The 23,847-nt window shown below is 36.8% G+C and carries 21 protein-coding genes and 1 pseudogene; 7 read left to right on the forward strand and 15 right to left on the reverse strand.

Going from position 1 to position 23,847, the window contains the following annotated elements; genetic code table 11:
• Window positions 1-71: 71 nt before the first annotated feature.
• From hemL to PYV58_RS14880, 3 genes are all read right to left on the reverse strand, one after another.
• Window positions 72-1,367, reverse strand: coding sequence for a glutamate-1-semialdehyde 2,1-aminomutase (gene hemL, locus PYV58_RS14870; protein WP_034612211.1), 1,296 nt, complete (start codon window positions 1,365-1,367; stop codon window positions 72-74).
• Between the two features lie 62 nt (window positions 1,368-1,429).
• Complete coding sequence (thiE, locus tag PYV58_RS14875) at window positions 1,430-2,056, reverse strand: thiamine phosphate synthase (protein WP_034612215.1); 627 nt, start codon at window positions 2,054-2,056, stop codon at window positions 1,430-1,432.
• A 125-nt stretch (window positions 2,057-2,181) separates the two neighbouring features.
• Window positions 2,182-2,565 (reverse strand): DUF962 domain-containing protein, encoded by a 384-nt coding sequence (locus PYV58_RS14880; protein ID WP_034612218.1) that lies wholly within the window; start codon window positions 2,563-2,565, stop codon window positions 2,182-2,184.
• Between the two features lie 310 nt (window positions 2,566-2,875).
• Here PYV58_RS14880 and PYV58_RS14885 point away from each other — a divergent pair, with 310 nt between their 5' ends.
• Together PYV58_RS14885 and PYV58_RS14890 are read left to right on the forward strand one after the other, a co-directional pair.
• Window positions 2,876-4,336 carry a CYTH domain-containing protein gene (locus tag PYV58_RS14885; protein WP_034612221.1) on the forward strand — a complete coding sequence of 487 codons (1,461 nt, stop codon included), beginning with the start codon at window positions 2,876-2,878 and terminating at the stop codon, window positions 4,334-4,336.
• A gap of 197 nt (window positions 4,337-4,533) precedes the next feature.
• Entirely contained in the window at window positions 4,534-6,003 is a 1,470-nt protein-coding gene (locus tag PYV58_RS14890) for a CHAD domain-containing protein (RefSeq protein WP_034612226.1), read from the forward strand.
• Window positions 6,004-6,095: 92 nt separating this feature from the next.
• Here PYV58_RS14890 and tsaA read toward each other — a convergent pair whose 3' ends face one another.
• Window positions 6,096-6,824, reverse strand: a complete 729-nt coding sequence (gene tsaA / locus PYV58_RS14895; protein ID WP_034612230.1) for a tRNA (N6-threonylcarbamoyladenosine(37)-N6)-methyltransferase TrmO — start codon at window positions 6,822-6,824, stop codon at window positions 6,096-6,098.
• 99 nt (window positions 6,825-6,923) lie between these two features.
• Here tsaA and PYV58_RS14900 point away from each other — a divergent pair, with 99 nt between their 5' ends.
• Window positions 6,924-7,703 carry a ferredoxin--NADP reductase gene (locus PYV58_RS14900; protein ID WP_004721908.1) on the forward strand — a complete coding sequence of 260 codons (780 nt, stop codon included), beginning with the start codon at window positions 6,924-6,926 and terminating at the stop codon, window positions 7,701-7,703.
• 105 nt (window positions 7,704-7,808) lie between these two features.
• Here PYV58_RS14900 and PYV58_RS14905 read toward each other — a convergent pair.
• The 4 genes and pseudogenes from PYV58_RS14905 to PYV58_RS14920 all read right to left on the reverse strand — a co-directional run.
• Window positions 7,809-8,101: pseudogene (locus PYV58_RS14905) on the reverse strand (transposase domain-containing protein); the annotation flags it as partial.
• A complete protein-coding gene (locus PYV58_RS14910) occupies window positions 8,092-8,502 on the reverse strand; it encodes a hypothetical protein (RefSeq protein WP_034612234.1) in 411 nt (136 codons plus the stop codon). The gene PYV58_RS14910 and the pseudogene PYV58_RS14905, both read right to left, overlap by 10 nt.
• A 353-nt stretch (window positions 8,503-8,855) precedes the next feature.
• Window positions 8,856-11,630: a pitrilysin family protein gene (locus tag PYV58_RS14915; RefSeq protein ID WP_034612237.1), complete on the reverse strand. Its 2,775-nt coding sequence runs from the start codon at window positions 11,628-11,630 to the stop codon at window positions 8,856-8,858.
• Between the two features lie 150 nt (window positions 11,631-11,780).
• Window positions 11,781-12,611, reverse strand: a complete 831-nt coding sequence (locus PYV58_RS14920; RefSeq protein ID WP_034612240.1) for a PhzF family phenazine biosynthesis protein — start codon at window positions 12,609-12,611, stop codon at window positions 11,781-11,783.
• A 187-nt stretch (window positions 12,612-12,798) separates the two neighbouring features.
• Between PYV58_RS14920 and PYV58_RS14925 the strand changes: the two genes are divergently transcribed.
• Window positions 12,799-13,128, forward strand: coding sequence for a hypothetical protein (locus PYV58_RS14925; protein ID WP_004820122.1), 330 nt, complete (start codon window positions 12,799-12,801; stop codon window positions 13,126-13,128).
• A gap of 203 nt (window positions 13,129-13,331) precedes the next feature.
• Here the strand turns inward: PYV58_RS14925 and PYV58_RS14930 are convergent, their stop codons facing one another.
• A complete protein-coding gene (locus PYV58_RS14930; protein ID WP_034612245.1) occupies window positions 13,332-14,723 on the reverse strand; it encodes an L-cystine transporter in 1,392 nt (463 codons plus the stop codon).
• Window positions 14,724-14,919: 196 nt separating this feature from the next.
• Here PYV58_RS14930 and PYV58_RS14935 point away from each other — a divergent pair, with 196 nt between their 5' ends.
• From PYV58_RS14935 to PYV58_RS14945, 3 genes are all read left to right on the forward strand, one after another.
• The gene (locus PYV58_RS14935) at window positions 14,920-15,495 is read left to right on the forward strand and encodes a flavin reductase family protein (RefSeq protein WP_004820117.1); all 576 of its coding nucleotides are present in this window, start codon (window positions 14,920-14,922) and stop codon (window positions 15,493-15,495) included.
• A 263-nt stretch (window positions 15,496-15,758) separates the two neighbouring features.
• Window positions 15,759-16,943, forward strand: coding sequence for a YbfB/YjiJ family MFS transporter (locus PYV58_RS14940; protein ID WP_034612249.1), 1,185 nt, complete (start codon window positions 15,759-15,761; stop codon window positions 16,941-16,943).
• A 334-nt stretch (window positions 16,944-17,277) separates the two neighbouring features.
• Complete coding sequence (locus PYV58_RS14945; protein ID WP_004820114.1) at window positions 17,278-18,636, forward strand: nucleobase:cation symporter-2 family protein; 1,359 nt, start codon at window positions 17,278-17,280, stop codon at window positions 18,634-18,636.
• A 159-nt stretch (window positions 18,637-18,795) separates the two neighbouring features.
• Here PYV58_RS14945 and PYV58_RS14950 read toward each other — a convergent pair whose 3' ends face one another.
• From PYV58_RS14950 to PYV58_RS14975, 6 genes are all read right to left on the reverse strand, one after another.
• Window positions 18,796-19,125, reverse strand: coding sequence for a hypothetical protein (locus PYV58_RS14950; RefSeq protein WP_034612253.1), 330 nt, complete (start codon window positions 19,123-19,125; stop codon window positions 18,796-18,798).
• A gap of 115 nt (window positions 19,126-19,240) precedes the next feature.
• Entirely contained in the window at window positions 19,241-19,702 is a 462-nt protein-coding gene (locus tag PYV58_RS14955; protein WP_034612255.1) for a hypothetical protein, read from the reverse strand.
• 48 nt (window positions 19,703-19,750) lie between these two features.
• Window positions 19,751-20,179: a hypothetical protein gene (locus PYV58_RS14960; RefSeq protein ID WP_034612259.1), complete on the reverse strand. Its 429-nt coding sequence runs from the start codon at window positions 20,177-20,179 to the stop codon at window positions 19,751-19,753.
• A gap of 215 nt (window positions 20,180-20,394) precedes the next feature.
• Window positions 20,395-20,712 carry a hypothetical protein gene (locus PYV58_RS14965; protein ID WP_034612262.1) on the reverse strand — a complete coding sequence of 106 codons (318 nt, stop codon included), beginning with the start codon at window positions 20,710-20,712 and terminating at the stop codon, window positions 20,395-20,397.
• A 185-nt stretch (window positions 20,713-20,897) separates the two neighbouring features.
• Entirely contained in the window at window positions 20,898-22,127 is a 1,230-nt protein-coding gene (locus PYV58_RS14970; protein WP_034612265.1) for a prolyl oligopeptidase family serine peptidase, read from the reverse strand.
• Between the two features lie 456 nt (window positions 22,128-22,583).
• Entirely contained in the window at window positions 22,584-23,825 is a 1,242-nt protein-coding gene (locus PYV58_RS14975; protein WP_034612268.1) for a lipase family protein, read from the reverse strand.
• Between the last annotated feature and the right edge of the window lie 22 nt (window positions 23,826-23,847).

Raw genomic sequence — 23,847 nt, forward strand, 5'->3', positions numbered from 1 at the left:
ATCAAACTTGATGCAAAAAGACTGTCCATTCTGCTCATTTATTCAAGCAATCGAAGCGGCCTTAAATCCCCTTAAGCTTGCATTTCAGCAAAGACTTGTTTAGCCATATCAATGGTAAACTGAATATCTTCATCACTGTGTGCAGCTGAAATAAAGCCTGCCTCAAATGCAGATGGAGCAAGGTTTACACCACGATTTAACATCCCGTGGAAGAATTTACGGAATGCTTCAATGTCGCATTTTAAAATATGGTCAAAACTACTAATTTCGGTTTGATCAGTAAAGTAAAGGCCGAACAAACCACCAGCTTGTTGAGTAAAGAATGGGATTCCAGCTTCATCCGCAGCAGCTTGTAGGCCCTGTAATAATTGATCTAATTTTGCAGACAAATCAGTGTAGAAGTTCGGTTGGCGAAGGGTTTCAAACATTTTGATCCCTGCTCGCATAGCCAAAGGATTACCCGACAAGGTTCCTGCTTGGTAAACCCCACCTAAAGGCGCGATACATTCCATGATTTCACGTTTTCCACCAAATGCACCGACTGGTAATCCAGCACCAATGATTTTACCCAAAGTCGTTAAATCAGGTTTTACATTATAATATGCTTGCGCACCACCGAGTGCTACACGGAAACCGGTCATCACTTCATCAATAATAAATACTGATTTGTATTGATCACATTGCTCACGAATCGTTTCTAAGAAACCTTTGATTGGTTTAACCAGATTCATATTTCCAGCAACAGGTTCAACAATCACCCCTGCAATCTCTTGACCATATTTCGCAAAACAAGCTTTAACAGCTTCAATATCATTATATGGCAAGGTCACCGTATGCTTGGCAAAATCAGCAGGTACACCCTTTGATGTTGGCTCACCCATGGTCAACATGCCTGAACCCGCTTTAACCAATAAAGAATCTGAATGTCCATGATAGCAACCTTCAAATTTCACAATCATGTCACGACCTGTATAACCACGCGCCAAGCGAATAGCCGTCATGGTTGCTTCAGTACCTGAGTTGGTCATACGAACCAATTCAATTGATGGCATGATTTCACAGATCAAATCAGCCAGTGTGGTTTCATGTACTGTCGGTGCACCAAAGCTTAAACCATCAACTGCTGCTGCTTGTACTGCTTGGATAATATCAGGATGTGCATGACCTAAAATCATCGGCCCCCAAGAACCCACATAGTCCACATAGCGCTTGCCGTCGACATCGTATAAATAAGCACCTTTGGCTTTTTCGATAAATACTGGCGTACCACCCACCCCATTAAACGCTCGTACTGGAGAATTCACTCCACCTGGAATATGTTTACTGGCTTGTTTAAACAATTGCTCTTGTTTTGGAGATAGGCTCATAAATCGACTCAATCCTGTAGAATACTAAAATTTCAAAATGATATAAAAAATCACGATACAAATTAAGATTTTGCAGTTTCTGCAAATAACTGTGCCCAAGCTGCGACACGGGCAGGAATATTTTCAACTGATAGAGCTAATATATCACTAATCACTGCGCAAAGGTCAGCACCAGCCTCAATCACAGCTTGAGAATTTTCAACCGTTAAACCGCCAATGGCACAAATAGGTAAATCAAACTTTTTAGATGCCTGCTGTAATGCTGCTAGACCAATATTACCTGCTTCTGGTTTGGTCGATGTTGCATAAATTGCGCCAAAAGCCACATAGCTTGCTCCTCCAGCGATTGCTTTTTCAGCCAACTCAATTGAGTTTAAGCAAGTTCGCCCAATGATGACACCTTGTGGTAAACGTTGCACTGCATCTGAAATTTCACCATCAGACTGCCCAAGATGCACACCTAAACTAAATTGTTCAGCTAAATCTAAATCATCATTAATCAAAAATGGTGTCTGATACTTTTCACACAGTTGTTTGATCTGCTTCACTTCATTGGCTTGGTCAGATTGAGCGACTTTTTTACGGCGATACTGAAGAATAGCGACTTGCTTAGTGCTTAAAGCAGCTTCGAGTTTTTCTAATAATAATTGGATTGGATCGTCGTTGGTAATCAGGTAAAGACCGCGCATTCAATATTCTCAAACAATCAAATAAATGGATTATAAGCAAGTTTTCTCAGCGAAGACGTGACAAAAACAAAAAAGCTTAGAAATCTCTAAGCTTTTTTGTTTAATTTATTACCATACTGACAAGATTAGCTCTCAATTTTATCTAGACTACGGTCTTTTAAACTTAAATTGCCACGTACAATATCGGAAAGCATACGCCAGTCAGAAATAAAACTATAAAGTGGTTGCTTAAAGCTTGCTGGCTTATTTTTCTCAAATACAAAATGCCCCACCCAAGCACATGCATAGCCAGAAAGCAGTCCATAGGCCACATATTTTGCTTTACGTTGACGAATTGCTTTGCTAAAGAAATAAATACCGACACTACTTCCAGCTGCATGCAAACGGCGACTCATCATGCTACGGTGTTCAGTTAAATAAAAACGATAAAATTCTGAATAGTTTTTAATTGGTAATTCAAACTTCGGGTTTTGCTCTAATTCCGATTTAGGCTCAACATACGCGTTCATGATCAATCATCCTGTTTTATTTTTAATCAGCTTAGTTTATTTTATGCTGCAATAACAGCCAAATTCAATATCAAGTCTGTTGACAATTCATCTATATTTGCGACTTCAAGTATTGCCCAGACCATACCAGTCACGAAATAGGAAATTTTGTCATTCTAAATATTTAATTAGTAACGATATAGCGGTAAAAAATACTCAAATGACATGCTATACAAGTCTTCTGATGACACATTTTAAGTTACAATGCCAGATTAAACATTCAAGAATGTTTAACTCTCTAATAATCATGATTACCACTTAGGACCCTCACATGCTTGAAGTTGAATTAAAGTTTCAAATTCCGGAAGCCCGCCGCAATGCACTCCTCAAAGCATTAGATCCTAAAAAATCCCAAATTATTCAATTACAAGCAAAATACTACGACACACCTGATCGTCAGATGTCCCAACACGGCGCTGCACTACGTCAACGCTTAGAAGGGACGCGTTGGGTACAAACATTAAAAGCAGCGACTAAAAGCCATTTACAGCGTTTTGAAGACAATATTGATTTAGGTGAGCTTGCTGAAGCCCCAAGTTTAGATATTGATATTTACCAGAATAAACCCGAAGCACTTGCTGTTTTAAAAAATGCATTGGGGGATAAATTTGACGAACTCCAATTACAATTTGAAACTGACATCCAACGTACCATCCGTGTGATTCAGTTTGAAGATGCTGAAATTGAAATCAGTCTCGATATTGGTGAGGTCCGAACTGAAACCTCCAAACAAGAAATTCATGAAGTAGAATTTGAATTAAAAAGTGGCTCAATTCAATCACTTTTAGCCTTTAGTTTTGAATGGGTTAAAAAGTATCACTTATGGCTCGATGTACGTAGCAAAGCTGAATTTGGACACTTATTGACTGTGGATCAAAAAGTCAGCCCAGCACAGCTCAGCAAAGAAACCATTTTAAATAAAAAAGACACTGCAGATAAAAATTTACGTGTGCTTATTGCCAGTCAATTACAACATTTATTGCCAAATATTGCCGCGATTTCTGCACAAGTTGCCCAGCCTGAACATATTATTCAAGCGCAGACTGCCCTACACCACTTACATTTAAGTCTTTCTCTATTTAAAGATTGGACAGATACCAAAACGGATAAATGGTCACATCAACTCTCAGCGTTTGAGAGTCATTTTAAAAACTTACAGCATTTTGAACATATGCAACGCACATTAGGTGCGTTACTGCAAAATCCGAAAACAGCACAAAGTTTAGATCGGGATATTTTGTATGCCAATGAAAAACTCATCAATTTGGTCAAATCGACTCAAAATGTGCAGCACTATTTAGAATTACTCATGTTCAGTTTAGGACAGTCTGCGAAAGCGCCAACCCATGACTTAAAATGGTTTGCGCAAAATACATTGCAAAATCAGTATCGACAGTTACAAGAAAGTTTAAATGAAGCCGATCTATCTGACCTTGAAAGTCTAGAAGCGCTGGCTCAGCATTTAAATGAATTAAAATTTAGCTTTCCGATCCTAACCAATATCTATGATGTTAAAAACTTGCAGAAATATGCAAAATCTTTAAATGATGCTCAACAAGCATGTGAGCAATATCAAGTGCTTGCTTCATCATCATCTTACCTACAACAAACCGACCTAGAAGCCAGTGATTGGTTTGCTTTAGGCTGGCTTACCGCAAAACAAGAAGCTTATGCGGAGAAACTGCTTGAAGCGACGGAACAGTTCTTGGTTAGCCGTAAGTTTTTAAAATAAATCAGCAGCGAGAAGAGATGGTTTTATTGATTAAAATTATTGAATAAAATCATCTCTTTAAATACTGCATAAAATTGAATATTTGTAGTCGCGTGATTATTCACGTTGCGAATTTGTAATCATTCATTAAAAACTCAAAAAAAACAATTTATCGGATTAAAATTGAGAGAATAAATAATAAGCATGGAACGATAAGCATGTTTGAAATTGAATTGAAATTCCAAATACCTGAAGAAAAGCAAGAAATGCTCATTAAAGCGTTTCAAAGAAAAGATACCCATATTCAGCACTTACAAGCCAAATACTATGATACGGCACAATTTATTTTGTCTGAACATTCAATCTCGCTTCGTCAACGCCTTGAAGATGATCAAGAAAAGCAGCAATGGGTACAAACCCTCAAACTTCCAACAGAACAAAGGCTTAAACGTGCTGAATTTGAGGAAAATATCGGAAACGCGGAAACAGGATTAGATCTAAAAAATTATCTCAGCAATAAGCATATTGCTAAAAATATTAAACGCTTATTAGAGCAACATAAAGACGGATTAGAAGTCCAGTTTCAAACAGACATCGAAAGAAAGCTCAGCTTATTTAAATTTCAAAATAGTGAAATTGAAGTCAGTTATGATCACGGTCATATCATCGCCCTTCAACAGCGTCTCGCATTACGTGAATTAGAATTTGAACTGAAACAAGGCACTGTTCAAGATCTCATTTCTTTTATCTTACCTCGGATGAAACGCTATAACTTATGGCTTGATACCCGTAGCAAAGCACAGCAAGGTTTTCAGCTTGCACAAAACTCTCCAGACAATCCCGTACAGTTGCAAACGCCACTTGTTCTTGATTCAAAGGATCATCCTGAGAATGCATTAAAAAAGATCGTGAATAATTGCTTATCGCATCTACTCCCCAACACTACAGCAATTGCATCTGGAAACTTTAATTCCAAACATATTCATCAGGCACGTGTGGCAATTCGCCGCTTAAGAAGTGCTTTAAAAACCTTTTCCAATTGGTCTTTGCATATCGATCCCACTTGGCAAACCCAGTTAACCGAACTATTTAGACAACTCGGTTCGGCTCGTGATTTAGATATGATTCGAGAGGAGTTATTACCTCAGCTTGAAGCTGCTGGTGCGCCTAAGTTTAAACTTCCAGAACCACAAGATGTCGATTCGCAAAAATTAACCAAACTGTTTAGATCTTTTAATTTTAATTATTTGGTCCTATCCCTCATTCAATTTATTGCCCAAGAATCAAGTGAAAAATCTCAAATAGCTGTACATAAAGCAGCATTTAAAAAAGTTAGACAATTACATCGCAAAATTCAAATTGATGCAGAAAACTATTTAAATTTAGACATCGAAGCACGGCACCGTACTCGTAAAAACTTAAAGCGTTTGCGTTATAGTATTGAGTTTGTTGCATCATTATCAGATAAAAACCAAATCAAAAAATATTTAAAAGCCATAAAGCCTGCTCAAGAAAGTTTAGGGCTCTACAATGACCTGATTGTTGCTGAAGATGTGTTAAAAAAATTGGTCAAAGCAGAACCTCAGGTCTGGTTTGCTTTGGGCTGGATTGCCGCAGAACAGCAACGGCTTTTGCTGAAATCACAACAAGATTTGCTGCAGTTTGCCAAGACAGCCGTTTTAGAGTAATTGTAGCTACTATCCTGCTCTTTAAACCGAGATGCTCCGATCACAGCGGACAAAAGCGCATAAGTTTTTAAGCAGGATATGGAATCACGTTTTCAATAACTGAACGACTCAATGCCCTGTATCAGGATCGCCTCTTCAGCACAGCTAAATTTAATATTAAATTGCCCAAAACGCATCCCATAAATACGCGCATCATCATGCTGATAAGCTGGTCGAGGATCTAAAGCCAGTACCGACTCAAGTTCAGCGATATATTTTAGATCCATGTCAGCTGTTTGAAGAAATTTACTTTTTAATTGCTGTGCATGCTCAGACCAAATAACCTGTTTACGAACAGGCTCATACTGGGCATAACCACTTTGCGCCGCATCCACAGCATCTGAATAATGAATATAAGGTTTAATATCGACAATCGGCGTACCATCTAAAAGGTCACTGCCTGTCACATATACACGAACAGCATTCCCCTCTTTTTTGACGGCTTTAAGTTGTACTACAGATAAACCAATTGGTGCTGGACGATACATACTGCGTGTTGCAAATACACCGATTTTTTTATTTCCACCTAAACGTGGAGGTCTCACTTGAGGGCGGAATTTATCTTTATCTTGTTGATTTTTATTGTCATGAAACTGCCAGATCAACCATAAATGACTAAATTCCTCGATTCCCTCAAATGCTTCCAAGACATTGTAGGGTGCATGCATTTCGATAAAAGACTCCACCTGAACCAGATTAGGTTGTCGAGGAATACCAAATTTTTCAACATAAGGAGAACGCATAATCCCAATAATCGGGAGACTTAACTCAGTCATAATCATTTTTTCTGATAAGTTCAATTAAATATATTCAGTTTATCGAGAATGATTTTAGATTAGAATAGCAGGCTGTTCTAATTTGATAATTTATTGAGACCTTTAATGGCTGCTTTCAACGTCGAAAAGATTACTCACGTACACCACTGGAATGACACTCTATTCAGTTTTAAGACCACACGTGATACTGCATTACGTTTTAAAAATGGTCAATTTGTGATGATTGGTCTTGAAGTCAATGGTAAGCCTTTAATGCGAGCATATTCTATTGCAAGCGCTAACTACGAAGAAGAATTAGAGTTTTTCTCAATTAAAGTGCCTGATGGTCCTTTAACTTCTATTTTGCAAAAAGTAAAAGTTGGTGATGAAATTCTAATTTCTAAAAAACCTACAGGTACTTTAGTGCTTGATGATTTGAATCCGGGTAAAAACTTATACCTTCTTTCATCGGGTACAGGGCTAGCACCATTCTTATCAACGATTCGCGATCCAGAAACCTATGAGCGTTTTGAGAAAGTTATCGTGGTACATGGTACACGCTTTATTTCTGAATTGGCTTACCAAGACCTGATTCTCAACGAACTTCCAAACAATGAGTTTTTTGAAGAGCTGGGTATTAAAGATAAATTGGTTTACTACCCTACTGTGACCCGCGAAGATTTCCATACCCAAGGTCGTGTAACCACTGCGATTGAATCTGGTGCCTTATTTGAAAAAATTGGCTTGCCACGTTTTAATCCTGAAACTGACCGCGCAATGCTTTGTGGTAGCCCAGCATTCCTTGACGATGTTGTCGAGCTCCTTGACCAACACGGCCTGAAAGAATCCCCTAAAATGGGCGTTTTAGGCGACTACGTGATTGAACGCGCTTTTGTTGAAAAATAATTTATTTTTCAAGCAGTGTTAAATTGAAAGCCGAGGTTGAATACCTCGGTTTTTTTGAATTTAATGGATATAAATTAGTACAGCTTTTTTGAACCTCACTTAAGTTCAAGCAGGATTCCACTTATACAGCAGCAATTCTTCGATATCTTTCATTTCATGAGTCAATAATCTTGAAAGTACATCTCTTAAATAGGTATATCCAGACCATTAAGCATAGCCAACTGGATTAAAGTCATAATATTTTCTGCTCTCTGCCCATTTATAAGTAAGCCTGCAAACAGTCATTTCTTAAATCCCAAAGCCCACGGATTTATCTGATATTCAATCCAGTTATTTTCAATTCTTGATAAAGGAAAAATTTCAAATATCTAACATAAACTGTATTATATTAATTTCGCATTTTTACAATACAATCTGAAAATAAAATTACAATTTCTGCACCAGCACTAGGTTCCAAATAAAGTAGGGCTAAATCATTTGATTTAATTTTTTCGACAATTTTTCTTAATTCATCATTCGACCAATATGTTGATGAATCAGAATTTGAAGAAACCCATTTTAATAATTCAAATATTTCATCGTGACAAAAATTATCTTTTTGATAATTAATTACTCTAGAAATAATGTTTTGTTTTCCAAAATCTAATACCCTATATTCTAAAACTCCTTTAAATACTAATTCATATCTAACCTCATAATCTATTCTCACAAATAGTATAAGGATATCTTGTTTATTATCAAAGAATACCCCTTCAATTACACCATCATGAATTATTTTTAATAAATTTTTTAAACTCATAAATAACTCTAATTTTTACCTAACATATTTATCTTTATCAGGTTCATACGGTCTTCCAGAACCTCTAATAAGCTTACCAGTAACACTTCTTTTCGAATCGTGTACATGTGGAATACCTGAATCATAATCTATATCCAAAGCTCTCGATTGATCATGTGCTTGATCACTATAGATATAGGCTTCTATTATTTCATAACTAAGAATAAACTTGTTCTAATTATTGTCCCGATATACTCAGTAAATTTTCAATCATTGACATTGCCATGACTCATTTTTATTGATCTTGTATCGTTATAAAACAAAAAGCCATACACATGTATGGCTTTCCTTCAGTCAATGAGTTATTTAAATCATCAATTTAGATTTTTCTGAGCTTGACCATATTGATCAGCCATCACTTCAACCAATTGATCAGGTTTAATGTACTTCTTAATCACAGCATCTACATCAGCTTTGGTCAGTTGAGCAAACTCTTGATCTCTTAAAGCACGACTATCCATTTTCTTATTGCGTTCAAGCTGGCTGTTTAACATACGATGAATCACACGCTCATCTTCTAAAGACGTCACACGTTGCTTCATGATATTGGCTTTAGCCGCTTCCAACTCCTGACTGGTTACTCCAGTCGCTAATAAATCATTCAGCACTTTACGCACCACTTGCGATACTTCAGCAGATTTCCCTGCTGTGTAATTGGCTTCGATCGACAATGCACCCGCTTCATTAAAAGAGTCCAAGTTTAATTGACTACCAAAACCATAAACCAACGCATTTTTTTCACGAAGCTCTTGTCCTAAACGTGAAGACAATTGCGAGTCACCCAAAATATAGCTAAAGACAATCAATGCTGCGGCATCTTTATTGTCTACACCTACAGGCAAGGTCTGCAAAGCTTGATAACTACCAAACTCACGCTGTTCTGAAAGGGCATGCACTTTCTGCGCTTTATACGTGGTAAATTCTGTTGATAGACGCTGATAAGGTTGTTTAGCTGACCAATTTCCAAATTGTTGCTCAAGTAATTTTTTGATCGGTTTTGCATCATACTGCCCAGTGATAGAAATAAAGGCATGATCCATTGCAAAGTATGTTTTATATAAATCGACAACTTGTTGGTTGGTTGCTGCTTGAATCTGTTGTTTCGCCAACTCTGGTTCAAAATGATAACGTAAATCACCCGGCTGATAGGTTTCAAGTAGACGTGCAATGGTTAAAGAGGATACTGTTTCAGGCTCAGTATATGGTCGATCCAAACTAGATAAGCTTTGTAATTTAATTAAATCAAATTGTGATTGTTCAAATTTAGGGCTCTTCATCACCGACACGATATATTTAAAGAACTCTTCAAATTTTTCTTTTTTCGCTGAAATTTGAATAGTAATCCCGTTATCCGATGCCGTTGCCGTTGCTCCACCACTTGCTTCAATAGTTTTATCTGCAATGTTCTGTAAGCTATATTGCTCAGAAGCACGTAATAATAAATAAGCCGTAAAATCGAGGATTTGTGCCTTATTCATTAAAGATTCAGCTGTACCAAAATTAACCTCAATGGTTGCATAGGTTTTATCATCACGTGTCGAGGTTGGGAATAAAGCATACTTCATCCCATTTTTTAAAGTGCCACGTTGAATCTTTTTCTCTGTTGCAGTTAAATATTGTTTCGATTTTTCAACATATTGAGCAACTTCGGCTTGATAAACACTGACATCTTTTAACGGTTCTACAGCAGCAGCTTGTTGATCTAAAGTTTTTGGTTTTTCAGCAGCTTGCTTTTGCTCCAAGGCCTTTTTCTGATCTTCAGGTGTCGGTTGAATATCACCATTAAAACGGTGCTGCTCAGTTAAAAATGCTTTTAAAGTTGCATTAGTTTCAGGTACGCTTAACTTTTGAATGGCCTGTTGATCTTTAAAATATTGTGCCCAATTGCCATGTGATGACACCACATAATCACTCAACATACCACCAACAGCTGCTGCACTGGTCAATAAACTCTCATTGGCGTTCTGGATCAGATTTTTAACCCGTTTTAATTCAACATCATCAAAACTTTTATTTTTCTCTACACCGGCAATCAACGCACTGTCAATTTTTTGAGCATCATGGTTTGGTGCATATATTGCCCCCATAAATACCAAGTTAAAATCATCATCTAACCATGTTGTTGACTGGACATTGGTCGCGACACCAGTTTCTACCATGCTGGAATATAGATGACCACTCGGTTGTAAGGTATATAAATATGGCGCAAGTGCTAATACCGGCTGAATTTTTTCATTCTTACCATTCATATAAATATTGAATTTGGCAAGATCACTGCCCTTTTTCACCACAAAATTACGATTTTTTATGGTTGAAGAATCAAGTAAAGGCACTGTTGCTTGTTGAGGAATCTTACGTGCAGCTATCGCACTAAAGTTTTTATCAATGGCTTTTAAAACTTCTGCTTTATCAAATTTACCAGCAATCACCATCACCGCATTATTCGGTGCATACCAGTCTTTATAGAATTTGTTCAATTCATTCATTTTAATTGACTGTAGTTCAGCAAGATCACCGATCGGTAAACGACCTAATGACTTGTTGCCATAGGCTGCTTTCCACATTTGATCCATCAGCACAGCAAAAGGCTGATCCATACGCACTTCGCGTTCGCGCATCACAATATTGATTTCTGAAGGAACGAATTGTTCTTGAAGCACCAATTTGTCCATACGTTGTGACTCTAAATAAATCACTTCATTTAAGGTATTTTGGTCTGGACGTACTATATTGGTATATTTAGTCGAATAATAATCGGTACTGGCATTGGTCATTAACGTATATTGATCTAAACGGCGTTGAAATTCTTCGCCTTTTACATCCTGTGTGCCTTTAAACGCTAAATGTTCAAGTAAATGTGCGAGACCACCTTTGCCTTGTGGATCATTTAATGAACCGGTCAAATAAACCGTATTCATAAAGACTTTACTTTCTTTATCATTCGGTGCAAGTAAAACTCTAAAGCCATTCTCTAGCTTATATTCTTCGATATTATGTTCAGATTTAACCAGGATGGCTTGAGCAAAACTAGACGCACTAAAACCAAGAATACAAAGCGACAAGGTGAGTTTTTTCAACTGCATGAGCATAGGAGAATCCAGAATTTTTTAAATTTTAAACAGTTATAAGCTAAACATCTTAAGAAATTCTGAACAAAATTTATAGTAAAGTTTTGAAAAAAGAGCCGTTTATTTCAACGGCTTTTGTAATGATTTGAACATGTCTAGCTTAAAATCAATTTAAATAAAAATCTCAGCTTGCATAAATAACTGTGCATAGCCTGAAATTTCGATACGTTGATTGTCCTGAAGAGCACAGAACAATTTTCCACCGCGCGCTGATGCCTGATAACCGATAAGTTGTGTTTTACCCAGCTTTTCAGCCCATAGAGGCGCTAAACCTGTATGCATAGAACCTGTTACAGGATCTTCATCTATCCCTTTATGCGGGGCAAAATAGCGAGCCACATAATCATAATCGTTTGAAGCTGCGGTAATGGTCACATCATAGCCTGCAGACTCCGCAGTTAATGCGGTACTCACATGATATTGTTCTGCAATTTTTCGGATATTGGGTAAGTTTGGTGTTGCATTTATCACGTCTTGTGCAGATTCACAAACTAGAATATAAGCTTGCGCATTGAGGTAGACTTCTTTAAAAGGCTGATCAATGACATGATTCAATAATTCTGGATAATCGATCACTTTTTGCGGCTGACGAATCGGGAAATTCATCTGGATCTTTCCATCCTCAGCTTGCTGGATGATAAAAATACCCAAATCTTTCACATGAAAATGAATCGTCTTCGCTTGGGTATAGTCTTTAAATAAAACAAAAGCTGAAGCTAAGGTCGCATGCCCACAAAAATCGACTTCAACCTGTGGTGTAAACCAGCGAATTTGATAATTTTCATCATCAATGCGTTTTACAAAAGCAGTTTCTGCTAAATTATTTTCTAAGGCAATATTTTGCATCAAAGCATCATCCAGCCAGTCATCTAAGACCAATACAGCAGCAGGATTACCCTTAAACAATTGTTGTGTAAAAGCATCAACTTGGTACATTTTCATTGTCAAAACTCCTCATTTTAATCTATTCTAAGTGATACTAAAAATGATTACAGATACAGTCTATGTTTTAAAATGGTTACAGTTAAAACTTGAGCTTGATCGTATAGACCATTTAAAATACAACTGTTTTATAGATTCATTTGAAGTTTATAACCTTTCCTAGATCAATAATTATGGAATAAGCACGATGAAAATAAGCATAAAACTCCAAAGCGTCGTTATAAGCAGCCTAATCCTATGTTCTCCACTGACTTTTGCAGCCGATACCATTTGGATTGCTGGAACCACACATAAAGGGACAGTGACCGTACCAATAGAGAATGGCCCTAATGTGGTTTGGAAATGCGACGGTACTGTATGTCGAATGTCTGGTCCTTGGGGCAATCAACTTTCAATAGACTCATGTCAAAGTTTGGTCTCCCGAATTGGGAAAATCACCTTCTATAAAAATTCTGCTGGAAAAATTTGGACAAAAAATTCCAAAGAATTGGCTGAGTGTAATCAAGCAGCAAAATAGAACCTTTTAGCGCCAGCAGGTCATCATATTTATCAGCAATATGATCGTGATAAACTGCTATTTATAGTCGAGAATACTCTGACTTGTTTTAATGAATCAGCGCTTAATGAATCAGAGTATGTTTGATAAACTTGAGTTGAAAAAAAACACCTAAATTTAATTTAGGTGTTTTTTATGGCGTTTAAATAATATAGAAAAATAGGTTAACTATGTTTTAACTCTTCTCTCTCATCTGAAAGTAAAATGCTTTGATCTGTCTGTCCCATCAATTGACTGGTCACAACACCTGCAGTCATCGAACCATCAACATTTAACGCAGTACGCCCCATATCAATCAAAGGCTCAATGGAAATCAGTAAAGCCACCAAAGTCACGGGTAAACCCATAATCGGTAAAACAATCAGTGCAGCAAAAGTTGCGCCACCACCGACACCTGCAACGCCAATTGAACTTAAAGTCACCACGCAAGCTAAAGTTAAAATCCAGATCGGATCAAGTGGATTAATCCCCACTGTTGGGGCAACCATCACCGCAAGCATTGCTGGATATAAACCCGCACAACCATTTTGCCCAATCGTTGTACCAAATGAAGCAGAAAAGCTGGCAATAGACTCAGGCACACCCAAACGGCGAGTTTGTGCTTCAATATTTAATGGAATACTTGCCGCACTCGAACGGCTTGTAAAAGCAAAGGTTAATACAGGTAAAACCTTTTTAAAGAATCGGATTGGGTTAACGCCTGTCAGCAGCAATACAATTGCATGTACTGCAAACATGATGGCTAGACCCAGATAAGAGGCAACCAAGAAACCACCGAGATTAACAATGTCAGCGGCTTTAGAACTTGCCACGACTTTCGTAATCAAGGCAAATACACCATAAGGTGTAAGCGTCATCACCAATCGAACTAACTTCATCACCCACGCTTGTAAAGTATCAATTGCAGTGACGATACGTTGCCCTTTTTCGGCATCATCTCTGATCAGGTTAAGCCCTGCCAAACCGAGCATCGTAGCAAAGATCACTACACTAATGATTGAGGTTGGATGTGCCCCAGTGAGTTCAGCAAATGGGTTTGTTGGCAAAAAAGATAAAATAAAATCAGGTACATTTAAGTCTGTAACTTTACCAATATATTCAGATTGAATTGCTTCAAGTCGTGCTGTTTCCTGTGTCCCTTGTACAAGACCAGCCGCACTTAATCCAAATAGATTGACCACAAACACGCCAACCAAAGCGGCAATAAATGTGGTGATTAATAAAGTACCAATACTAAAAATACTAATCTTGCCTAATGACGATGCATTATGTAACTTAATCACAGCACTCAGGATAGAGACCAGCACTAATGGCATCACCACCATTTGCAAAAGCTTAACATAACCATTTCCAACGATATTAAACCATTGAATAGACTCAGTTAAAATTTCAGAATTTGTACCATAAACCCAATGTAATCCTAGCCCAAATACCACACCTAAACATAAACCGGCAAACACTTTTTTAGCCAGACTCCAATCTGTCTTTCTGGTTTGCATCAGCAATATGATCAAGGCAATGAATATGACAATATTCAAAATGAGCGTATAGTTCATTCGAGTTCCAATAGTTTTGATCGTTTTATTATAAGCTTATTGTGAAATATCCAATAGTCTTTAGCATTTTTTGATATTTAAGTGTTGTTTTCTCAACATACACTATTAATAATAAAAACATCACTTTAGCGCACTCATGAATTTTTTGTATAAGCTTATACAAATAAAGACTAACACTCAGAATATAGGCCATCTCATGAATTCACACATCCAAACTGTTGAACTTTCTAAGGCTTATCGCCTGTTAAATCACGGTCCAACCGTGCTTGTCTCAGCCCAGTATGAAAACCAAAACAATGTCATGGCAGCCGCTTGGGCTTGTGCCCTAGAACTTGTGCCTGCCAAAGTCAGTGTGGTTTTAGATAAAAGTACAAAAACTCGTGAATTAGTTGAAAAGTCAGGGCATTTCATCCTACAGGTACCGACACTCAAACAACTTAAGCTGGTACAACAATTAGGCTCAATCAGTCAGTTTAATGATCCTGAAAAACTCTCACACTGCCATACGCCACTTTTCCAATTTGAGGGATTTCAGCTCCCTGCGGTTGAAGGCTGCGCTGCATGGTTGATCTGTGAACTGATTCCTGAACCGCATAATCAACAAAGCCATGATTTATTTATAGGCAAAGTCGTCGCTGCGTATGCGGATGATCGTGTATTTCGCAATGGCCACTGGTATTACCATGAAGTTGGCGCTGAATGGAAAAGCCTACATCATGTTGCAGGTGGACATTACTATACGATCGGAGATCCTGTAGATGCCAATCTATAATCTATAGGCTTAATCCTTACGAAATTTGCTTGTCGATGGGCCAACCCTGTTTTAAATCATGTTTAATTCATAATTGTTCAATAATCTAAACAGACTGAGCCCTTGATATTAATCATACTTATCGCAGAGTAAGCTCTGATTTTACCAACTGGTTAAGTTATGTGAATAAGCCCTGGTTATTCCCAAACTAAATACTGATTATTTATTGTCATTTTTTTAAATTCACCTTAAGGTGAATTAACGGAAAATGGATAATCTGCACAATGACCAAGATCGGATCGAATAAAATTCAGCTGAGTATCTTTCTATGCCTGTGTATGTGTTTAGGCATTGGTATTCTCCGATTTTCCTATACTGCATTATTGCCCTCTACCCGTCTTGCTTATCATTGGGACTCCAGTTTTGCCAGTATCTTAAGCAGTGCAAATTTGTTGGGGTATTTAATTGGTGCATTTTGGGCAATGAAACTGCCTCAAAACTTTACCATGCCTCGATATATCATTTTGGCGGCATTTTCTGGAACGGTGAGTTTACTCAGTTGTGCTTTTTCAGGTCTTCCCGAAAGCTGGTATGTCTTTTGGCGTGTCATTTCAGGCATCAGTGGTGGCTTATTGATGATCCTAGCACCGAGTATTGTTGCACATTGCAGCAAAGCTGAAGAACGTTTAACCATCAACTTTATTGGCTTTAGCGGTATTGGCATCGGAGTATTATTGGCAACCCTGTTTTTGCCTTATCTCGACAGAATCAACACACAATCTGCATGGATGATTTTATTTGCATTCTCTGCTGTCATTTGTTTGATCATTGTTTATTTACTCAATCTATTTAAAGATCATCTAGATCATATCAGCGTAGCAAACAATCAAACGGGGACAGTCAATGGTATGTATTTTAGTTTGCTGATTGTCTATGCTTCAAGCGCTTTTGCCTATGTTCCCCACTCATTGTTTTGGATTGATTATCTTAAAAACACCCTGCATCTTAATCTATATCTAATTAACTTGAATTGGATTTTGTATGGTTCAGGCAGTGCCTTAGGTGCAATCAGTGCTTACTTACTGGCACGAAAATTTGGCAATTTTACCGCATTAAAAATATTATATAGCCTATATGTTTTAGCGATCTTTATTGCGATTTTTTCAACCCATCCAATCCTTACCTATACCTCATCCTTTTTTACAGGCTTGCTTAATCCTGCTGTGGTTTTCCTTACTTCATATACCATTTTACACCTTTATCATGTGGCCTATAAAAAACTATGGAGCATAGCAACATTAGCTTTTGCTGTGACTCAATTGGTTGGTGGAATCTGTTTTAGTAGCTTGCAACATTGGGGTGTTTCCTATCATCAGCAATTTATACTTGCCTCAGGTGTACTCGCTGTAGGTACAGCACAATTTTTCATCTATTCTCTAACCCATCAAACACAACTGCGTAAAAGCTAAAATAAATGATCATGTTCTGTGAATCATATTGCTATTAAAAGCTTCTTCTCCCCTTTGAAGAAGATCAGGATGAGGGTGCTTTATCTTAATCTATGCTTTAAAAAAGGACAGATGAAAGAAGCCTAGTGCTTTGTTTTAGAGTCGCGCCAATCTAACACGATAAGCCTTATCCGCCGTAAAATAATCGACTTTGCACAAAGAAATAATTTAAATATCAGTCTCAAACACATAAGTTTTAGCTTTCACTTAAAGCACTTTGCTCACAGTTATTGACCATTTGGCATATAAATTGCTCTTTGTAATGCAGGGATGGCAAAATCATAAAGGTTTTAAGATGAATACTGAAATTAAAAAAATTCAACCTGAAGATGAAGTTTTAAGTGCGGGAAAGAACCTGACATTTGGTTTACAGCATGTACTCACCATGTATGGTGGTCTGATTGCAGCACCTTTGGTCGTAGGTACGGCGATTGGTCTAAATGCAGCTGAAATTGCCTTATTAATTACGGCATCTATTCTTGTGGGTGGTTTGGCAACATTACTACAAACGCTTGGACTAAAGTGGTTTGGTGCAAAACTTCCAATTGTACAAGGCACTTCATTTGCTGCTGTTGCAAGCATGATCGCGATTGGTACAACTGGGGGAAATATCCAAACGATTTTTGGTGCTGTGATTGTCAGCTCTATTTTCGGGATATTGATTACCCCCTTTTTCTCAAAAATAGTGCGTTTCTTTCCACCGATTGTGACGGGTTCAATTATTACTATTATTGGGATTTCACTTTTACCTGTTGCAATACGCTGGATTATGGGTGGTAACCCTAAAGCACCCGAATGGGGCTCACTAGAAAATATAGGGATTGCAGCCTTTACCCTCGGTGTATTACTTGTGGTGAGTCGCTTTGGTTCAGCCACAATGGCGCGACTAGGCGTACTCATTTCAATTATTTTTGGTGCAATTTTTACCATCCTGCTTGGTGTTGCCGACTTTTCAAAAGTGGGCAATGGTGATTTATTTGCTTTCCCACATCTATTTGCTTTTGGTCTACCCAGCTTTGAAATGTCCGCGATCTTAACCATGTGTATCGTGACCATCGTGATCCTTACTGAAACAACAGCCAGCCTATTAGCGATTGGTGAAATTGTTGATACAAAAATGGATAGTCATCGTTTGGCAGATGGTTTAAGAGCAGACATGCTATCTTCTGCGATTGCGCCATTATTTGGTTCATTTATGCAATGTGCTTTTGTCCAAAACGTGGGACTGGTTGCCATTTCAGGTGTGAAAAGCCGTTTTGTGGTAGCAACGGGTGGTGCTATTTTAGTTGTACTCGGTTTATTACCGATTTTTGGACGTTTAATTGCCGCGATTCCGATGCCTGTTTTAGGTGGCGCGGGTATTGTTTTATTTGGTAGTGTTGCAGCAAGCGGTATTCGTACATTATCAAAAGTGGATTATCAAACCCAATCCAATCTTATCATTGTTGCTGTGTCGATCTGTGTCGGCTTAATTCCTTTAATCAGTCCTGATTTCTTTCATGCCTTTCCCAAAGTATTCCAAACTTTATTTCATTCAGGAATAAGCGCGACGTGTATAGCAGCAGTATTACTCAATATTTTCTTTAATCACCTTTCATTTGGTAAAAAACCTGTTCGATCTTCGGTCAAAAATGTACAAACGGCCATACATTGAGATAAAAAAAGCAGAGCTTTAATAAAAAACTCTGCTTTTTTAGATTGTTAAATTCAGTAAATTGATAAATATCTAACAAATAATCACTATTTCTATCTGACAACTACACGTTTTATTGTGTCTATTAAATTAATTTTAAACGACGATTATATAAAGATATTAATTATCCTTATACTCCGATTTTCTACGATCTATATAAGAGTTAATTAAATATTTATTAATAATAAAATCTTCATATGCCCTTACATCTTTGATCTGCTCATCAATCATGACCAATGTATAACTATAAGGTGATTCTAAATATTTAATAAAAATGATAGGCGTATTTATTAATTGAGAATCATAAAGATATGTAGAATCAAACCAACCTAATCCATCCTCATAATCTTGAATAAATGGACTTCCCCACAGCTTACAAAACTCTTTGATGTTTAAATCAGTACAGATAATCGTTTGATCGTTTCCACTTGGCCAAAATGATTCTACCATATCAACATCCTATTTTTTGACTATACATCTAACGACAGCTTTATCACCAACGTTTTTTACTCTAGGGTTCGGAGAAAACTATAAGGATCTTCCATCCAATCCGCTCCATTGGGTTTTACAGAGGAATAGAATTCAAATCTACTTCTTTAAGGTCTTCAATTAATACCAATAAATCAGATTTTAGTTGATCATAATCTACAGTCTTAGGTAGACTAAACAATGGATTGTTTATACGCTCAATAAACAAAGAACAATAAAGATCTCTTAATTGGTTGATTGAAAGCTTTTCTATCTCTAAAGGGCTAATTAAAACATTAAAAATAAGAGTAATTTCAGGATTACCATCAATATCCTTTGATCTTTCTAAATTTTTCATTTGATTAAACCTGGCTAAATTTATTTCAACCTCCTCATAAATGCTAATAACCATGAAAAGAGCTAAAGTAAAATTCCCGCCATAGGAGTTATTAGATAAAGTCTTCCAGTTTTTATCTTCAAAATAACGATTTAATTTATGAAGTTTTTCAAAATAAGCTTCTATTCCTGTTACAGATGTAGCACCAACTCTTATTCCCATTACGACACCTACATATAAAATTAATTAATTTTATATTTTTAAAAAAAATTAAGGTGAATTAAGATGTTCAACTGTCATCTTTTCAGGAATATTCCAGCTTTTCTTAGAAACGATAATTGAACAAGACTCCTGAAAATCAGTCCAGCTATACTCAACAACTAAATCGTCATCAAAACATCTAAATGTAGCAACTGCATGATCACCATAATATGGGCCAATATAGATTAATTTCGATTTATTTAGACAGCTAATATTAGCTTTTGGAATATTTTCAAACGCTTTATGTAAATCTTCCTGAATTGATATATCAGAACAGTTTCTCAAGACCATGTTTTCGTTCTTCATTTTCTCTCCAAGATACAAAACTTTGAAATACTTTTTGTATTTCAAGTATGTTTGAAAATTACCTTGTAAATCAAAAATAAAAAACAGCATTAACAATGAAAAAAAAGCCACGATATAACTCATTTTCTTCATATTTCCACCATGTTTAAAATAAGCAGATAATTTTTAAATAGGCAATAATCTTATCTAAAAAATACTACCTTTTATAATAAAGCTTTTCCATAATTAAACTTTAAAAACATATACATTATACTTTACTATAATCTAGCTTTTATTTTACATAAACGCCAGAATCTTAATTTTAGACCATCCAATCTAATGACTGGAAAAACGTTTGCCTGCATTATTTACCATACAAATCTTGCTCTACGCTTAAGTACATTCATCCAGTAATTATTGTTATTAACAAATAGCTCCTTAATTGGCCAATCAGGTGCTGTTTCTATTTTTTGTAATAAATTTTGTGTTAAACCAAAGTAATCATCCTCATCATTCCTTAATATCGAACACAAGCCTACCGCATCATCATTGCTTACTGGTAACTTTATCCTATCAATTAATGCTTGAATATGATCAATATACTCAATACCTTTTGGATCCTTCACCGCATCTTCGGACTTTGGAAATACACCAAGTTTTATTAAATTTTTAACAGCAATTTGCATAATCAAACCTCTCATTATTTAATTATATTCTTAGTCAAAAGTATATTAAGTTTTTCCCTTTTTATTTTAATGATTTAAGTTTTACATATTCATATAAAAAGCAGAGCTTTAATAAAAAACTCTGCTTTTTTACTTTCTATTTAACTGCTATGAACAGCAAATGATTGGATGCTTCTCTTAAACAATTATTTTGTGGTTGGCATATGCTTTTTAATAAAGGCAACCAATTCCGCGTTCTTTGCAACAATCGCTCCTGTATGGCTCTCACCTTCTACAAGCAAGAACGTTACATCAGTACCCATATTTTTTAAGTCTTGCTGTAATTTTTCAGTCACTTGATAAGGTACTGCCATATCTAATTTACCCTGAATAATCATTACTGGGCTATTAATTTTCTTGGTTGCAGGTTGGTTCTCAGCTAAGAATTTTTTCACCGTCGGATTTTGTTGGAAAGTATCAACCAATGCAGGATAGTCTAAAACGGTTTTGCCAGGATTTTTAACAATATAATCACGAATATCATCGGAAAATTTCTTATGTAAGTCATCGAAACATAAGCCATTTTCACCTGTTGAACCTTCAGCATCTGCAGCAATACCTCTTGAACGCTCGTTAAAAAGCTCTCGATAATTAAACTTAGGTTCAATAGCTGTTATACCCACCGTGGCATAAGCAGTATATGTCAATAATTCTGCATATACATCAATCGCGGTAGCTACCTGCCCAGCTTGAAGAAGTCTTTGAATTGCTTGTGGCGCAACGACAGAAATAATATCACCTAAGCTTGAGGCAGGTGCGCCTGCGACAGCACCTTTATAGTTGGAGTCGGTATTGGAAAACTCAGCAGTTCCTAAAGAACCATGCCCACCCTGCGATTGTCCAACAGACATCCATTGACCATTAATCTGATTACCATAGCGCTCTTTATATGCTTTCACTGCATAAATCGCTGAATTTGCTTCACTCTTTAAATTTAAATACGGATGCATACCTGGTGTGCCCAAGCCTTCATAATCAGGGGCAATAATCACATAACCCTCATTTAACAAGCTTTGCGCCATATTTTTAAATCGTGGATTAAATTTATTTCGACTTGGCGCACAACTATCACCCACACCGACTGTACCATGCTCCCAAACCACAACTTTCCAACCATCTGCAGGTCGTGTTGTTTTGGGGATGAAAACCATTGCTGTGGCTTTCTTGGTTTCACCGAGTACATTCGGCATATTATAAGTCATGACTTTGACTGATGTAGCCTCATTGATCACATCTGAATTATATGTATTTTCAGATACATAATTCTTATTTGAACCCCAGTTATTCCAGTTATTATCGTCATCATTACATGCAGTTAAAAATAATACTGAACCGCAGGTCATTGCCAATAATGTCCGTTTAAATAATGCTTTCATTACTAAGTCCTCAGTTTTTATTGTTTGAACAACTCCGTGTTCAAGCTACTAATTAAACATAAAAAAAGGTATCTTGCTAGGATACTTTTAACCAAATAGTAAAATAATATATAGATACAAATGCTTATCTTTAATTTAAATTCGCTTAAAGCAAAGCAATAAAATTCCAACAAAGGTCATAAACCAACCTAAGAGTTACAACCAAATACATTATTATGGAGCATAGAAATACCTTAAGAAGCTGTCATCTCGAATGCCAGCTGAGATAAACAGCGATCATGCTTCGTAAATAGCCTTGATCAAAAGCCAATCAAATCTTCTATAAAAGCGTATAAATAAGCATATATCAATATAAAAAAAGCAGAGTTTCGATGGAAACCCTGCTTTTTCTATAAATTGCTATTCCCTATTTAACCACCAAGAAAACCCAATAATTTGATAATTTTCTAAAAACAATTATTTCGTAGTCGGCATATGTTTTTTAATAAAATCAACCAGTTCAGCATTCTTCTCCATAATTGCTCCAGTATGCGTTGCATCTTTCACAGCTAAGAATGTGACATCTGTTCCCATTGCTTTTAGGCCCTGTTGTAATTTATCTGTAACCGTATAAGGCACAGAGGTATCAGCAGTTCCCTGAATAATCATCACAGGTGTATTAATTCTTTTCGTTGCAGGTTGATTATCTGCCAAGAATTTTTTCAAGGTCGGATTCTCTTGGAAATTATCAATTAAGCCTGGATAATCTAAAACGGTTTTACCCGCATTTTTAGCAGTATAGTCATTAATATCATCGACAAATTTTTTCTGCAAATCAACAAAGCATAAACCGTTCTCCCCCGTTGAACCTTCAGCCTCTGCAACAATACTTTTTGAACGCTCTTTAAACACATCTCGATAATTAAACTTAGGCTCATAAGCAGTCACACCAACAACAGCAAAAGATGTATAGGTCAATAACGTAGCATAAACTCCAGCTGCAGTACCTACTGGTTTTTTCCCTGTTTGCTCATCTTGAAGAATACCTTGAATCGCTTTCGGTGCAACATCAGCAATAATTTCCCCCAAACTTGAGGCTGGTGCGCCTGCCACAGCACCTTTATAGTTGGCATCATTATTGGAAAACTCTGCCGTACCTAAAGACGCTTGTCCGCCCTGAGATTGCCCGACCGACATCCATTGACCATTGATTTTATTACCATAACGCTCTTTATATGCTTTCACTGCATAAATTGCTGAGTTTGCTTCGCTCTTTAAATTTAAATATGGATGCATACCTGGTGTGCCCAAGCCTTCATAATCAGGGGCGAGAATCACATAGCCTTCTTTTAATAGGCTCTGTGCCATCGGTATAAATCGATCACTAATTTCATTTCTACTCGGTGCGCAACCATCACCCACACCTACAGTACCATGCTCCCAAACCACCACCTTCCAACCATCAGTAGGTCTCTTGGTTTTTGGAACAAAAACCATAGCTGTAGCTTTCTTAGTTCCTCCAAGTACATAGGGCATATTATAGGTCATGACTTTGATTGATTCAGCCTCAGGCATGCGACCTAAATTATAGGTACTTTCAGACACATAATCTTTATTTGAACCCCAGTTATCCTTGTTATCATCATCATTACATGCAGTTAAGAATAATACTGAACCGCAAGTCATTGCCAATAGGGTCTGTTTGAATACTGCTTTCATTACAAATTCCTCAATTTTTTTA

This window comes from Acinetobacter sp. TAC-1 (assembly GCF_029025845.1).
Classification (GTDB): domain Bacteria; phylum Pseudomonadota; class Gammaproteobacteria; order Pseudomonadales; family Moraxellaceae; genus Acinetobacter; species Acinetobacter guillouiae.

What these genes read in the sequence shown, in the direction of transcription:
- PYV58_RS14890 (WP_034612226.1), top strand. Translation starts at nt 4,534, where the DNA reads ATGTTTGAAATTGAATTGAAATTCCAAATACCTGAAGAAAAGCAAGAA.
- PYV58_RS14970 (WP_034612265.1), bottom strand. Translation starts at nt 22,127, where the DNA reads ATGAAAGCATTATTTAAACGGACATTATTGGCAATGACCTGCGGTTCA.
- tsaA (WP_034612230.1), bottom strand. Translation starts at nt 6,824, where the DNA reads ATGATTATGACTGAGTTAAGTCTCCCGATTATTGGGATTATGCGTTCT.
- thiE (WP_034612215.1), bottom strand. Translation starts at nt 2,056, where the DNA reads ATGCGCGGTCTTTACCTGATTACCAACGACGATCCAATCCAATTATTA.
- PYV58_RS14950 (WP_034612253.1), bottom strand. Translation starts at nt 19,125, where the DNA reads ATGGTAGAATCATTTTGGCCAAGTGGAAACGATCAAACGATTATCTGT.
- PYV58_RS14910 (WP_034612234.1), bottom strand. Translation starts at nt 8,502, where the DNA reads ATGAGTTTAAAAAATTTATTAAAAATAATTCATGATGGTGTAATTGAA.
- PYV58_RS14925 (WP_004820122.1), top strand. Translation starts at nt 12,799, where the DNA reads ATGAAAATAAGCATAAAACTCCAAAGCGTCGTTATAAGCAGCCTAATC.
- PYV58_RS14935 (WP_004820117.1), top strand. Translation starts at nt 14,920, where the DNA reads ATGAATTCACACATCCAAACTGTTGAACTTTCTAAGGCTTATCGCCTG.
- PYV58_RS14915 (WP_034612237.1), bottom strand. Translation starts at nt 11,630, where the DNA reads ATGCTCATGCAGTTGAAAAAACTCACCTTGTCGCTTTGTATTCTTGGT.
- PYV58_RS14945 (WP_004820114.1), top strand. Translation starts at nt 17,278, where the DNA reads ATGAATACTGAAATTAAAAAAATTCAACCTGAAGATGAAGTTTTAAGT.
- PYV58_RS14885 (WP_034612221.1), top strand. Translation starts at nt 2,876, where the DNA reads ATGCTTGAAGTTGAATTAAAGTTTCAAATTCCGGAAGCCCGCCGCAAT.
- PYV58_RS14880 (WP_034612218.1), bottom strand. Translation starts at nt 2,565, where the DNA reads ATGAACGCGTATGTTGAGCCTAAATCGGAATTAGAGCAAAACCCGAAG.
- PYV58_RS14965 (WP_034612262.1), bottom strand. Translation starts at nt 20,712, where the DNA reads ATGCAAATTGCTGTTAAAAATTTAATAAAACTTGGTGTATTTCCAAAG.
- PYV58_RS14920 (WP_034612240.1), bottom strand. Translation starts at nt 12,611, where the DNA reads ATGAAAATGTACCAAGTTGATGCTTTTACACAACAATTGTTTAAGGGT.
- hemL (WP_034612211.1), bottom strand. Translation starts at nt 1,367, where the DNA reads ATGAGCCTATCTCCAAAACAAGAGCAATTGTTTAAACAAGCCAGTAAA.
- PYV58_RS14900 (WP_004721908.1), top strand. Translation starts at nt 6,924, where the DNA reads ATGGCTGCTTTCAACGTCGAAAAGATTACTCACGTACACCACTGGAAT.
- PYV58_RS14955 (WP_034612255.1), bottom strand. Translation starts at nt 19,702, where the DNA reads ATGGGAATAAGAGTTGGTGCTACATCTGTAACAGGAATAGAAGCTTAT.
- PYV58_RS14960 (WP_034612259.1), bottom strand. Translation starts at nt 20,179, where the DNA reads ATGAAGAAAATGAGTTATATCGTGGCTTTTTTTTCATTGTTAATGCTG.
- PYV58_RS14975 (WP_034612268.1), bottom strand. Translation starts at nt 23,825, where the DNA reads ATGAAAGCAGTATTCAAACAGACCCTATTGGCAATGACTTGCGGTTCA.
- PYV58_RS14930 (WP_034612245.1), bottom strand. Translation starts at nt 14,723, where the DNA reads ATGAACTATACGCTCATTTTGAATATTGTCATATTCATTGCCTTGATC.
- PYV58_RS14940 (WP_034612249.1), top strand. Translation starts at nt 15,759, where the DNA reads ATGACCAAGATCGGATCGAATAAAATTCAGCTGAGTATCTTTCTATGC.